The 13,283-nt window shown below is 39.1% G+C and carries 12 protein-coding genes; all 12 read right to left on the bottom strand.

Translation table 11 applies throughout. The features are described 5' to 3' along the window. Window positions 1-33: 33 nt before the first annotated feature. Window positions 34-3,351 (bottom strand): glycosyltransferase, encoded by a 3,318-nt coding sequence (locus PAEAM_RS17660; RefSeq protein ID WP_100528429.1) that lies wholly within the window; start codon window positions 3,349-3,351, stop codon window positions 34-36. A 55-nt stretch (window positions 3,352-3,406) separates the two neighbouring features. Continuing rightward, window positions 3,407-5,281: a glycosyltransferase gene (locus PAEAM_RS17655; RefSeq protein WP_165789954.1), complete on the bottom strand. Its 1,875-nt coding sequence runs from the start codon at window positions 5,279-5,281 to the stop codon at window positions 3,407-3,409. Between the two features lie 172 nt (window positions 5,282-5,453). After that, the gene (gene hag, locus PAEAM_RS17650; RefSeq protein WP_100528427.1) at window positions 5,454-6,275 is read right to left on the bottom strand and encodes a flagellin Hag; all 822 of its coding nucleotides are present in this window, start codon (window positions 6,273-6,275) and stop codon (window positions 5,454-5,456) included. Window positions 6,276-6,538: 263 nt separating this feature from the next. Then, window positions 6,539-7,354, bottom strand: a complete 816-nt coding sequence (locus PAEAM_RS17645) for a flagellin N-terminal helical domain-containing protein (protein WP_100528426.1) — start codon at window positions 7,352-7,354, stop codon at window positions 6,539-6,541. A gap of 240 nt (window positions 7,355-7,594) precedes the next feature. Then, the gene (locus tag PAEAM_RS17640; protein WP_062837001.1) at window positions 7,595-8,410 is read right to left on the bottom strand and encodes a flagellin N-terminal helical domain-containing protein; all 816 of its coding nucleotides are present in this window, start codon (window positions 8,408-8,410) and stop codon (window positions 7,595-7,597) included. A 142-nt stretch (window positions 8,411-8,552) separates the two neighbouring features. Further along, window positions 8,553-8,798, bottom strand: coding sequence for a carbon storage regulator CsrA (csrA, locus tag PAEAM_RS17635; protein WP_100528425.1), 246 nt, complete (start codon window positions 8,796-8,798; stop codon window positions 8,553-8,555). A gap of 2 nt (window positions 8,799-8,800) precedes the next feature. Next, window positions 8,801-9,226, bottom strand: coding sequence for a flagellar assembly protein FliW (fliW, locus tag PAEAM_RS17630; protein WP_100528424.1), 426 nt, complete (start codon window positions 9,224-9,226; stop codon window positions 8,801-8,803). A 109-nt stretch (window positions 9,227-9,335) separates the two neighbouring features. Then, window positions 9,336-9,905 carry a DUF6470 family protein gene (locus PAEAM_RS17625; protein WP_100528423.1) on the bottom strand — a complete coding sequence of 190 codons (570 nt, stop codon included), beginning with the start codon at window positions 9,903-9,905 and terminating at the stop codon, window positions 9,336-9,338. Window positions 9,906-9,923: 18 nt separating this feature from the next. After that, window positions 9,924-10,844 (bottom strand): flagellar hook-associated protein FlgL, encoded by a 921-nt coding sequence (gene flgL, locus PAEAM_RS17620; RefSeq protein ID WP_100528422.1) that lies wholly within the window; start codon window positions 10,842-10,844, stop codon window positions 9,924-9,926. Window positions 10,845-10,868: 24 nt separating this feature from the next. Continuing rightward, on the bottom strand, window positions 10,869-12,425 hold the full coding sequence (gene flgK / locus PAEAM_RS17615; protein WP_100528421.1) for a flagellar hook-associated protein FlgK: 1,557 nt from the start codon (window positions 12,423-12,425) through the stop codon (window positions 10,869-10,871). A 19-nt stretch (window positions 12,426-12,444) separates the two neighbouring features. Next, the gene (locus tag PAEAM_RS17610) at window positions 12,445-12,948 is read right to left on the bottom strand and encodes a flagellar protein FlgN (protein ID WP_100528420.1); all 504 of its coding nucleotides are present in this window, start codon (window positions 12,946-12,948) and stop codon (window positions 12,445-12,447) included. Window positions 12,949-12,959: 11 nt separating this feature from the next. Beyond that, on the bottom strand, window positions 12,960-13,244 hold the full coding sequence (gene flgM / locus PAEAM_RS17605) for a flagellar biosynthesis anti-sigma factor FlgM (protein WP_047840678.1): 285 nt from the start codon (window positions 13,242-13,244) through the stop codon (window positions 12,960-12,962). Between the last annotated feature and the right edge of the window lie 39 nt (window positions 13,245-13,283).

The following is a 13,283-nucleotide window of genomic DNA, read 5'->3' as shown; positions in this document are numbered from 1 at the left end:
CCATACTAATTATTTTCCAGAACTTCACTAAATCTACCAACCAGTAATACGGCTAAACATTATTGCTGCACCATAAACGTTAGTAATATTAAAGTCACTCAAATCAAGTATAAGATCGCCATTTGGGCTGAACCCTTTTTGATAAACTCTATCTGACCTTTTAGCAACTTGTTCATAATAGTCATAATTTTCAATATAGTTTTCTGTGAACCACTGTTGGAGATGAGTATCATCAACTAAACTGTCATAAATTTTCTGCAAATAAATTGGAAGATTCGAACCAGAAGCTTTCAGTTCTTCAGCACATTGTTCCAACATCTTCTTTCTATTTAAATCATACTTTAGATTCTTTTCTCCAAATGAATTACGAGCTGTTAAACATGCCTCTGCAACAGCTACGGCAACACTAGGTACATCAGGGATTATACTATATCGATCTACTCCATTATTATTAAGAGTTAAAAAGTCCTGATGTATTTTTTTAGATTCATTATCGAGATTTGGTTTTACAAAAGATATCCCTGTACTTTTCCCTGAAGATCCTCCGATTGTAATGGGGGCATCTATATGAGTATATTCTTCCTGAATGGATGCCAGTGCAAATCCAGAGTAAACATCGGGTATTAGTCCATTGAAAACTTGACCAGTTAACTCTTTCAATTCCAATACTATATCTCTGTGTACAACCGCATTGCAGTATAGCATTGGCATAGCGTTGTAGGGTAATTGATAATCCCCAATATATTTAACAACTTCACTATATTTGATCGTACTTAAATTCACCCTCCCCGACGGTATGTTAGGAATATGAATTAAGTTTTCCTGCCCTTCCAACTTAACGTCAGGCCAGCAATAAAACACAGAATTCCAATGCAAAATATTAACATTTGTTGAGAATATTATATCATCCAGTGTCTTTAGGGCATGTTTTAGCATACCATCATCAGAACCAAGAACTAGAATGTATTCTCCTTCTGCATTACTAATCGCAAAGTTAAAACTGTCTGTCATTTTTAATTCACTTACGGTTTTATAATATCTAATTTTAGAACTGTCCAACTCTTCTACTAGCAATTTTGTCAAATTATCACTACTGTTATCCCCAACAATAATTTCATAATTATGAAAATCCTGATCTAAACAAGTCATTAATGTATGTTTTAATACATTGGGGCTGTTTCTTGTTGGTATAACTATACTAAATCTCGGACGTTCCTTTTCAGTCGAGAATTTAAATTGTTTTATATATTTAGAGATGAGCATTTTTTCCTTCTCTTTAAATCTTCTGCTTTCTAAAATCCCTCCCCTACTTATAAGTATTTCACTCATATTTTTATTATAAATTGGACTCTCATATAAGAAATCACCCAGAATTTTATTGTACTCAATATTGGATTGATCATTCATGCCAATGTCATAATAGTAATTAGCCAGATTATATAAATATCCATTGTCGGTTACAGAATAAGAATTTAATATATTTCTAATTTCAAAATAATCACCAATAATGTGCAATAAACGAATCTTCAAATAATTCACTTTGTTACTCTCTGACAAATATAGAAGCTCAGCTCTATCTATTTCCCTTACATTGGTATCATCTACAATATTCTTTACACATTCTGCGATGTGACCGTTTAAGATTGAAGAATTGATATAATTCATTAATGTAAATGGGATCTTTAAATTTTGATAAGCTTCATTAGCCCATTTATAATATTGTTTACCATCAGCTTTAGCAAATGTAAGAGATAATAAAGATTCGAGTAGTGGATTATGTGTTTCATTAATGTTCTCCAGCCATCTTTCTCGTAGATCTCCCAACACTAATTCTTCAGAATATTGTTGCGTTTCCCCATTCAAAATTCTAAGTAATTGTTCGCACCTTACAGTCCATGTATTTAATGAAACAAATTCATTCCGTAACTTCCAATCAACTTCTAGATTCAGTGATTTATTTAAAAATTGATTAAATGAATCAAAATCTTGACTTATTTTGATAGAATTCAGTTCAAGTATTAATTCAGGTATATTAGTTGCCACCACTGGTAAACCATTCATTACATATTCGTACAATTTTATTGGATTACAGTTTATGCTTAGTTCAGTATCATCTTTATAAGGTATAATTCCAACATTCATGTGTTGCAAATATGAGCTCAATTCAACATGTTTTTTTTCCCCGAGAATATACAAATTGTCTTCAGCATTGGTCAAAATACCTTCTAACGTATTACCTATAACGACAAATGATTTATCTTTATTGCTTCTCACAAGTTTGTAAAATAGTTCCTCATCAAATCGTTCATTTACTGCGCCAATATAACAAATCCGGGGTTCGGGAATGCTAAGTAATTCAGTAGGCATGCTTGCTTCATCCATAAAATCTTCTATGTTAACTGCGTTTCTCATTAAATAGACATTCTCATTATTAATTTTTTTTGTTAAGTATAGAGCTGAACTAGTACAAGTTACAACTTCTGCCCTTCTCAACATCAACTTTTCATTTCCTTGTTCTTTTTTGCTAGTTTGATATGACGGTTCCAGATCAATCTGATCACCTTCGCAATCATAAACTACTTTGAAATTCCCACTCAATCTATCAATAATATTTATCTGAGATGGCAAGTAACAGATAATTATAACCTCTTCTTCTGACTTATCTATTATATTCTGAATAATTTCGTAATAGTTATCAAAGATTGAATTATCTATTTTATTTACAGAAATAGGGGAAATAATGTTCACTAAGTCTATATTTCTAATATTGTTGTTACTATAATCCATCAAATTAGCAATAGAAACATCTCTAATGGAAGGAGTAGCTTTAGCAACTGGTTGGATATATTCGACTGAATAGCCTAATCTAGATAATCCTTTTGATATATGATGAGACCTCTGTAGCACTTCTCCCCAGAAACATGAAGATAGCACTATGAATTTTCTGAACACACTTTTATTCAACAAATGATTATTTTGTATTTTAGGGCCTAATTCCTCTTTGCGGTGTGCATCTGTCGTTTTATGATAAGCGAGATAATTAAAATTAGAAGCCTTGGTGTTCTCTCCCTGAATTTCATATACGTATCCTAAATTAACAAAAGCATCACTATGATGTGAGCTCAAGTTGATAGCTTCCCAGAGCAGTTTTTCTGCGCCTTCTAGATTATTTTCTATAATAGATACAATAGCTTTCATATTCAAAATATCTATATCATTTCCTTGTAGTTTTTTTTGGAATTCATTAATTAAAATTTTACTATTATCAATGTCACCCTGATTAATGAGGCTTTCAATCTGTCTCTTAATATAGTTTTTTTCTTGTTCGTATTGTTCATTGTTATAATTCATCTTCAATCACGCCCCTTGTATAGCCATTGGTTAAAATACGCGCTCCAGTTAAAACTTATTTTAACCAATGGCACAAATCAAATTTCTCTCGTATAACTTTGGATATACTTATTTTCTCAAATTGATTATTAGACTTATCATACAAGTCATAAATCCGTTCATATGAACTATACTCTCCACTTATTGTAAGTAACTTATTATAGAATAGCTGTGCATCTTGTATATAATTAGTTTTCAGACAAATATCACCAAGTAACTTTATGATATTTACATTTATCGGATATCGCTGAAACAACTTCAGTAATAAGTCAATAGAAATTTCACCAAAACCATAATCCGCCAGATGCTCACAAACTTTAATTTTAATTTCAACGCGACCATGCCATATATAATCAAGTATAGTTTCCATTACTTCGAACTCTTGTAAACGAATTAATTGAACTAACATTGTCTCTAAAATGCTTTCCAAATGAGTTGTTAAACTCAACTTGTCGAGCGATTCATTCCGTACAACAATTGCTAGAATTTTCTTTTCTTTTTCACTTAGGTTAAGTAGTGGCACCGCCTTCTTGTATAACATCTCATCTTTGAGAAGAATCGCTAACAGCAGTATATCTACTCCATTTTGCTCTTCATAATCAGGTAGACTTAACCATTTCTCTCGAGCCTGGCTATAATCCTTGGCGTATTGTTTTGCAACAGCCATAACATGCTCCTGAACCGTTATCTCATACAAGTCCAAATATTTCTGTAAGAGTGGATTTCTCAGCTGATAAAGCGCCTCTAGTATTTTCTCTAGCATTCTACTGTTGGTTATTGAAAATAAATGGTTGGCGTTTGTAAACGTCTCTTCCAGTGAAAGACCTGCTTTTTCTACAATTTCAAAATACTTACCTATCACGGGTAAAAAATCTTCTTTAATCTTAATTGCTTCTGTAATATGCTCATACGCTTTGTTATATTCATTTCGTGTTGTTTGCCACTCTGCAATCCTTAAATGTGCGATGTACGTACCATTACCTTCAGTGAATGAAATACCTTGATCACCAATCTTCAAACATCTATTCATACACGCCATTGCATCTTTATAATAACCAATTTCCATATAGAACAGCGCTTGCAGATGAGACAAATCAACTTCGAGCGGATATATATCTACAGCTTGTTCCAGAACCGCAAGTGCCTCTTCATATCTTTTCAGTTCACCAAGACTTCTGCATAAAGATGCAATCAACTCTGGAGCAATTGTAAGGTTTTTACATAATGGATATGCCTTTTGTAAATATTGAATAGCTTTCTCATGTTCACTCAGCCACATATAGGTTCTACCCATATTAAAAAGATTATAGACAGATGGATTCTCCTTCACTTCCACTACCATAAGCGCCAAATTCCTTAAAGCCTTACCTCTGCTTTCCATAATCTCGTCAGTGTAGCCGGTATGCATAATCGTCAAGTTGGAATAACCTGCTGTTAACTGATCTTCCTTTTCCCTTGTATTCAAATGTTCATGGAGCCTATTCTGATAACACAATCCTATTCTATTCCTAAAGATGCGGATAGCTAGGTGAGTCATTCCACGATCACCTGACATGAAATTGAAAATTTTCGTAAAATAGTAGTCTGCATCTGATTGTAACTCCTCAGCCAAATTCGTCGCCTGTTCCAAATATTCATCTGCGTCCAGCACAAGAATGTAGTCTGTATTCGCATGACGTATGGACTCATTACGAGCCGCTGAGAAATCATTGGTCCACTCTATTTGAACAATATCCTTTGTGTACTCTTTAGCAATTTCGAGTGTATTATCAGTAGAACCTGTATCAACAATGACAATCTGATCAACTTTATCTTTTACGCTGTCCAAACATCTTCTAAGAAATTGCTCTTCATTTTTAACAATCATGCATAACGCAATAGTTTTCGACATGTATTCCCTCTCATTTCGCATTTACGAATCAAATCTATACCTATGTATATCGGTAAAAGTATCCACAATATTTAGAATTCTCGAAGTATTGGAATAAGTAAATAATCCCTATTTAAATACGTGCACAAAAAAACCATCGAGAAATAATACTCGATGGCTCTTCGTACCAAGATTAACGAAGCAATTGCAGTACAGCTTGCGGTTGTTGATTTGCTTGCGCCAACATCGCTTGAGAAGCTTGTGCAAGGATGTTGTTTTTCGTTTGGTTCATCATTTCTTTTGCCATATCTACATCACGAACACGGGATTCCGCAGCAGACAGGTTTTCCGAAGTCGTTCCCAAGTTGTTGATTGTGTGTTCCAGACGATTTTGGTTTGCGCCCAGTTTGGAACGTTCCGCAGATACGGATGCGATAGCTGTATCCAAAGTAGCAATTGCAGCGTTCGCACCTGTTTGAGTAGAAATGTTTACTGATGCTGCAGCAACGCCGAGGGAGCCAGCTCCCATGTTACCAATATTCAGCGTAATGTTTTGACCTGTGTTAGCTCCGATATGGAATACTACAGAACTTGCTCCAGTACCGTTCAACAATTTCTTCGTATTGAATTCTGTTGTTGTCGAGATACGATCGATCTCTGCAGTCAATTCTGTTACTTCTTTTTGAAGTTCAACACGGTCCGCATTAGTATTTGTATCATTCGCCGATTGAACAGCCAATTCACGTACACGTTGCAGAATGCTGTGTGTTTCGTTCAATGCACCTTCAGCGGTTTGAATCAAAGAGATACCATCTTGTGCATTTTTGGAAGCCATATCCAACCCGCGGATTTGTCCACGCATTTTTTCGGAAATTGCCAATCCTGCAGCATCATCACCAGCGCGGTTGATCCGCAAGCCGGAAGACAATTTTTCGATCGCTTTGTTCGTGTTTGTTGTGTTCGTGTTCAGTTGGCGATGAGTGTTCATCGCAGCAATATTGTGGTTGATAATCATTGAGTGTTTCCTCCCTGAAATAAGTTAGTTCCACATCCTTGTGGTAAACATTACGTCTCTAAGGCTGATTTACCTTATCGGGCAACATCTTACTTTATATATCGACAGAAACATCAATACTGTTTATAGTGAAATGATTTTTTATTTTATTTTTCTGGAAAGTATTTTGTGACGGCTAGTGCTGTTGCTTCTGAGAGGATGATAGTTAGAACAAAAAAAATAAAAGAACCTTCGGGATCCCGAAGGTTCTTTTATTTTAAAGATTAACGAAGCAATTGCAGTACAGCTTGTGGCTGTTGATTTGCTTGCGCCAACATCGCTTGAGAAGCTTGTGCAAGGATATTGTTTTTCGTTTGGTTCATCATTTCTTTCGCCATGTCTACGTCACGAACACGGGATTCTGCAGCAGACAGGTTCTCGGAAGTTGTACCCAAGTTGTTGATTGTGTGTTCCAGACGGTTTTGGTTTGCACCCAATTTAGAACGTTCCGCAGATACAGACGCGATTGCTGTATCCAGAGTAGCGATCGCAGCATTCGCACCCGATTGAGTACCAATAGCAACTGTTGAAATACCAAGGGAAGTAGCCCCCATGTTACCAATGTTCAGCGTAATACTTTGGCCTGTGTTAGCTCCGATATGGAATACTACAGCAGTTGCGCCAGCACCATCCAACAATTTTTTAGTGTTAAATTCTGTTGTAGTTGAAATACGGTTAATCTCAGCAGTCAGTTCTGTTACTTCTTTTTGAAGTTCAACACGGTCTGCATCTGTGTTCGTATCATTCGCAGATTGAACAGACAATTCACGCACACGTTGCAAAATGCTGTGTGTTTCGTTCAATGCACCCTCAGCTGTTTGAATCAAAGAGATACCGTCTTGTGCATTTTTGGAAGCCATATCCAAACCACGGATTTGTCCGCGCATTTTTTCGGAAATCGCCAATCCTGCAGCATCGTCACCAGCGCGGTTGATCCGCAGACCGGAAGACAATTTTTCGATCGCTTTGTTTGTGTTTGTTGTGTTGGTGTTCAGTTGGCGATGAGTGTTCATCGCAGCAATATTGTGGTTGATAATCATTGAGTGTTTCCTCCCTGAAATAAGTTAGTTCCACATCCTTGTGGTAAACGTTACAACCTTAAGGCTAGAATACCTATCAGTGCAACATCTTACTTTATATATCGACAGAAACAACAATACTTTTTATAGTAAAATGATTTTTATTTTTATTTTTTGGTGCTCTTTCTTCTGAGATCCAAGCTAGTTGGACTGAAAAACAGAAGAACCTTTGGAAGTCCAAAGGTTCTTCTAATATAAAGATTAACGAAGCAATTGGAGTACAGCTTGTGGCTGTTGATTGGCTTGCGCCAACATCGCTTGTGAAGCTTGTGCAAGGATGTTGTTTTTCGTTTGGTTCATCATTTCTTTCGCCATGTCTACATCACGAACACGGGATTCTGCAGCAGACAGGTTTTCAGAAGTCGTTCCCAAGTTGTTGATGGTGTGCTCCAAACGGTTTTGGTTTGCACCCAATTTGGAACGTTCAGCAGATACCGACGCGATTGCTGTATCCAAAGTAGCGATTGCAGCGTTCGCACCTGTTTGAGTACCAATGGCAACTGACCCAACACCCAGGGAACCGGATCCCATGTTCCCAATGTTCAACGTAATGCTTTGACCTGTGTTAGCTCCGATATGGAATACTACAGCACTTGCACCAGCACCATCTAACAATTTCTTCGTATTGAATTCAGTTGTTGTCGAGATACGATCAATTTCAGCTGTCAGTTGTGTAACTTCTTTTTGAAGCTCAGCACGGTCTGCATCTGTGTTGGTATCATTCGCCGATTGAACAGACAATTCACGTACACGTTGCAGAATGCTGTGTGTTTCGTTCAATGCGCCTTCAGCTGTTTGAATCAAAGAGATACCATCTTGTGCATTTTTGGAAGCCATATCCAAACCACGGATTTGTCCGCGCATTTTTTCGGAAATTGCCAATCCTGCAGCATCGTCACCAGCGCGGTTGATCCGCAGTCCGGAAGACAATTTTTCGATCGCTTTGTTTGTGTTAGTTGTGTTGGTGTTCAGTTGACGATGAGTGTTCATTGCAGCAATATTGTGGTTGATAATCATTGAGTGTTTCCTCCCTGAAATAAGTTAGTTCCACATCCTTGTGGTAAACGTCGCTACATTAAGGTCGGCCGCCCTCCTGAAACAACGTCTATACTATATATCGTCAGATAAACAAAAACTATTATAGCTGAAAGAATATTCTCTATTTATCTTTCTCTTTAGTATCACGAACAAACTGCATAAATGCTTCCACTTCAGATACGGGCGGAGCTGTAGACTCACGATTGGCTTCCTGAATGGAAACGTACAATTCTTGACGAAAGATATCCACATGATTCGGCGCCGAGATTCCGATCCTCACGGTGTCGCCATCCACTGCAAGCACAGTCACCTCAATATTATCCTGAATAATAATTGATTCTCCTTTTTTTCGTGACAGTACTAGCATAGTTAATCTCCGCCTTTCACCGATTGCAGGGTATTGGACCAGATCCGATGTCTGGTTTCATATCCGGATTGGTGAAGCACGACTTGTTTGCCTTTTAGAGTAACGGGATTCATTACAAGGGGCGCCAACAAATTCATAGTTGATTTTACTGTTTCCGACTGAATAGTCACAATCGCATATACAGCTACCTTATCTTCAAGCTTCAGCTCATCTTTGTCCTCATTACTCAACTCAAAACTATAGTCTGTCTTGAACTCAAACGGACTAACGATTAAAAAAGAAATTTCTGATTCATTTATGGATTGAAGATAGCTGAAAGCGGTTCCTTCCCATGGAATTAATGCAAAGTCAGTTTCCCGCTCAAATCCAGGCAACCCCTTTTCAAAATGATATACATCCTCTAGAGGTACATCGATCTCACCTAACATACTGGTTCTAATTAAAATATCAAACGCCTCCTTGGCAGCAGTTCTGTACAAAAAAAGCTATAGCGGGTGTCGAACATAACCGTCTATAGCCCATTATAACCTATAACCTTTATAGTCCTATATCAATAGCAGGTGGAGTGAACTGTATAGAAGCATACCGTTTAACGTAAATATCCAACTTACCTCGTTGATATTCAATCTCTGGCTTGTTCACAATTACATTCATCTCGGATTCCGCTGCTTCAAAGCGAATGTCTGGTGCTTGCGTAAACACACGTACATCCACATTATCAGAGGAAGCTGCCGAACGTGTCTCAGGAAACGGTTTAGCTTGCCAATTTGTTCCTACAATATTGGCAATTGTATTGCCTGGTTTGTGGATGGCTGCCATATCATTCCCTTGTTGCACACGTTCAGCCATATTCTGCATGAATAATTGCTGAATACCCGAATATATTCGGGCATTCATATCAATCATATTCCCACCATGATAGGCAGAAAAAGCCTTGGACTGATCCACATTCAGCTCTATTGCATGGCTTTGCACCGTTAATTTACTAGGCTTGGTATGGAGTTGGACCTCCGCCTTCGGCTGACGAATCGAATACTGACCAATGTCCGCATCGATATGTAATAGCGTGGGCGTTGTGTGTATTTGTACCACTGGAAGAGTATTCATCAGATGATCTCTCCTTTACTATCTAAGAAAATCAACTAATGACTGGGATATAATTTTAGCACCAGCAGAAAGTGAAGCATTATATATGTTTTCCTGGATTTTAGACTTGATTGATAACTCAGCGTAATCTGCATCCTCAACCTTTGCTTGCAAATCCGTTAAGTTCACTTCAAGATCACTTAATCGACCTTGCATGAGTTCGACGCGATTGGTTTTCGCCCCGATTTCTGCACGAATCCCGAGCATCTTGTTTGTTCGAGTATCAATGTTTGCAAGCTGATTTGAGACTTCTTTTTGATCTCCACTGGCAAGAGCCTGACTAATCGAATTAAAGATTACAAATAGATTATCGGCTTCCGTAGAATCACCAAACACCTCATTACCGGTTACGTTAATTGGTAATTGGATACTCTCACCCACGATAAAATTAATTTTACCCGAATCAGTAACGACGGAAGCAGCATTAGTTGTATCGAACGAACCGTCAGCACTGGTAGGAAAGTCATAAGGTTTCACATCGTAGGTTTCACCATTAAATACATACTTCCCATTCAATGTGCTGTTTGAAATATCAACAAGTTGTGCTTTTAATTGTTTCACTTCTTCATTGATACTATCTAGTGCAGATTGCGGGTTAGTCCCCGTAGCTGCCTGCACCGTCAGTTCTCTCAACCGCTGAACCACGCTGCCTGCTTGATCCATAACGGTATCATTAAAATCCAACCATGATACCGCGCTATCCACATTTTTTTGATACTGCTCATTGGAAGAAAGTTCTCCACGATAACGAAGGGAGTACGTAATCCCTACCGGATCGTCAGACGGTTTGTTGATCTTCCGTCCCGTCGCCAATTGAGTTTGTGTACTATTCATCTGTTGTGCATTACGGTTCAAGTTAAGAATCAATTGCGAGCTCAACATATTATTCGTAATTCTCATCGTCTGTTATGTCACTCCTTTCTATTATCTGCCTACTACGCCGGTAGAGTTAATTAATTTTTCGAGCAATTGGTCATATGTGGTCATAAAACGTGCAGAAGCACTATAAGCATGCTGAAATTTAATCATGTTGGCCATCTCTTCATCCAAGGAAACACCACTGACCGATTGACGGCGAGTGTCCACTTGTTCTACGAGAAACTCAGAATTGGACGTTTGACGTGCCGCTTCCTGAGATTGAACACCCAGCTGTCCAACGATCGCACTAAATTGAGCACCAATCGTTGCATTCCGCAAACCATCAACGGATTTCATTGGAGTATCCTTCAAATTAGCAAGCAGATTAGCCAGTGTATTGTTACCTTTAATTACCGTTTCTGCTCCTGAAGAATCCGTAGTGGTTCGGAGCGAAGTTGCGATCTTATTCGGATCAGCCAAGATTTCGATATTCAATGAAATATTGCCAGCTGTAATGGCTGTTCCGCCGCCCGCTGCTGTAAAGAAAGGTACTCCTGGCGAATTGGTTCCATCCATACTGTATCCAAGTTGGTGCAGACCGTTCAGACCTTTAACCGTAACCTTTAGATCAGTTGCCAGTGTCCGTGCTGCACCTGTGTATGTAACGCCATCCAGTACAGTATTATCTGGCAAAACAGATCCCGCAGGAAGGGTGATCTCAATATCACCGTTGGCAAGCGTATTCGCTAAGTCATCCATTTGTTTCTGATAGTCAGTCACCAAAGTGTCTCTAGACTTGATCATGCCGTGAACCTCGCCGTTCGTGAGTGTGCCAGCTGTATACGCAGCATTCAGAAAAGCAGGATCAACCGCTACTTGTACCGCCCCGCCAGTGACGAGTGCCTGTCCATTCATCTGAACCTGGTATCCTTGCGGAGAATCCGTAACGGTAATGTTCATGATTTTGGACAACTTGTCTGTCATTAGATCACGTTGGTCACGTAAATCGTTGGCATTGTCGCCAAGAGACTCGACTTTGACGATGGCACTATTGAGGTTCGCAATATTACCAAGGTAGCCCTGAATTTCACTACTTTTCACAGCGATGTTACTATCCAAATCCTGACTAAGCGCATCCAACTGACGACTAATCTGATTCATCGCATCGGTCAGAGCCAACGTCGTTTCTTTTACGATTCGCCGTGCTGTAACATCTTCAGGATTCTTACTCAGGTCTGACCATGATTTGTAGAAGTTATCCATAACGGTTCGAAATCCGGTGTCCGATGGTTCGTTCACAATAGCTTCAAGTTTCTCAAGTGTGTCTCGTTGAATGGACCAACTCCCGAAGCTGGTGTTTTCATTGCGATACTGATCATCCAAGAATTTCTCGCGCACACGGGTAATGGAGTCGAACTCTACCCCAGTACCGAGCTGCCCTGGTGTTGTGCTATGCAGAAATGCGAACGGCTCCATTGGAATGGATGCCTGCATATTTACTTTTTGGCGCGAGTAGCCCTCGGTATTGGCGTTGGCTATGTTGTGGCCTGTTGTGCTAAGAGCTGTCGTCTGTGTGAACAAACTGCGTTTAGCCGTTTCGATTGAATGAAATGTAGATGTCACCTGGTTTCCCCCTAATTAATCAGGCACGCGTGTCAAACAGACCGATTCGCCCTGGATTACCGTTCTTATCAGCAGGATGCTGATATGTGGCATCCTGTTCTGGTCGAGAAGCGAAGATGTCCATTGAGAGATCAATAAACATCAAGGATTGCTCGATTAGCATTTGATTCAGTTTGTTAATTTCTTTTAACTCCTGCAGTGTTCCCGCCAGCTTCTTCTGGACTTCGAGCAATCGCATTTTGTCAGCCGGATCAAAAATCAGCTTCGAGATCTCGGTGATATTCAGGTTCAACATGGACTTGATGCCTCGCTCCTGTAGCAGTTCGTGAACTGCGCTCTGCCGCTCGATCTCCAATGGCTCCTGTTGTTTCATGAAACGAGATTCTTTGTTGAGGAGGGCAATGAGTTCATCCACATCGTTTTTGACAATGACCTGTCTCTTGACCTCGCTGAGTGCCAGCATATCGCGGTGACTTTGTTCCATTTGCTGCAAAACTGCAATTAATCTGTCCAGTGCTGCCATTACGTGATCACCTATTCCTTATCAAAAGACTTAAAATACGGCAGCAGCTTGTCAGCAAGCTTGCTACTATCTACCTGATACGTTCCGGAACTGACCTGTTCTTTCAGTTCCTGTATCCGCTGTATGCGTCCTGCATCCTGTGTACGACTTTGTTCCTCAAGCATCTTCATCGCCTCCGGAGAAATGGATACCTCGTCCTTACGGCGGCTCTTCTTGGCATCAGCCTGCTGATTGGATTCAACGTTCCTTTGATATGAATTGATGGCGCCAATTCTACTCGGTTCATTGATTTTCATTTAACTTGCACTTCCTTCCAATAAGGTTTTTAACGACGA

The sequence above is a fragment of the Paenibacillus sp. GM1FR genome (assembly GCF_002803315.1).
Lineage (GTDB): Bacteria > Bacillota > Bacilli > Paenibacillales > Paenibacillaceae > Paenibacillus > Paenibacillus amylolyticus.
Note: the sequence above shows the minus strand (reverse complement) of the source record. Positions and strands in the feature narration are given on the sequence as shown.

Bases quoted from the DNA above. Each gene is read 5' to 3' on its own strand.
- PAEAM_RS17660 (WP_100528429.1), bottom strand. From the start codon at position 3,351: ATGAATTATAACAATGAACAATACGAACAAGAAAAAAACTATATTAAG.
- PAEAM_RS17655 (WP_165789954.1), bottom strand. From the start codon at position 5,281: ATGTCGAAAACTATTGCGTTATGCATGATTGTTAAAAATGAAGAGCAA.
- hag (WP_100528427.1), bottom strand. From the start codon at position 6,275: ATGATTATCAACCACAATATTGCTGCGATGAACACTCATCGCCAACTG.
- PAEAM_RS17645 (WP_100528426.1), bottom strand. From the start codon at position 7,354: ATGATTATCAACCACAATATTGCTGCGATGAACACTCATCGCCAACTG.
- PAEAM_RS17640 (WP_062837001.1), bottom strand. From the start codon at position 8,410: ATGATTATCAACCACAATATTGCTGCAATGAACACTCATCGTCAACTG.
- csrA (WP_100528425.1), bottom strand. From the start codon at position 8,798: ATGCTAGTACTGTCACGAAAAAAAGGAGAATCAATTATTATTCAGGAT.
- fliW (WP_100528424.1), bottom strand. From the start codon at position 9,226: ATGTTAGGTGAGATCGATGTACCTCTAGAGGATGTATATCATTTTGAA.
- PAEAM_RS17625 (WP_100528423.1), bottom strand. From the start codon at position 9,905: ATGAATACTCTTCCAGTGGTACAAATACACACAACGCCCACGCTATTA.
- flgL (WP_100528422.1), bottom strand. From the start codon at position 10,844: ATGAGAATTACGAATAATATGTTGAGCTCGCAATTGATTCTTAACTTG.
- PAEAM_RS17610 (WP_100528420.1), bottom strand. From the start codon at position 12,948: ATGGCAGCACTGGACAGATTAATTGCAGTTTTGCAGCAAATGGAACAA.
- flgM (WP_047840678.1), bottom strand. From the start codon at position 13,244: ATGAAAATCAATGAACCGAGTAGAATTGGCGCCATCAATTCATATCAA.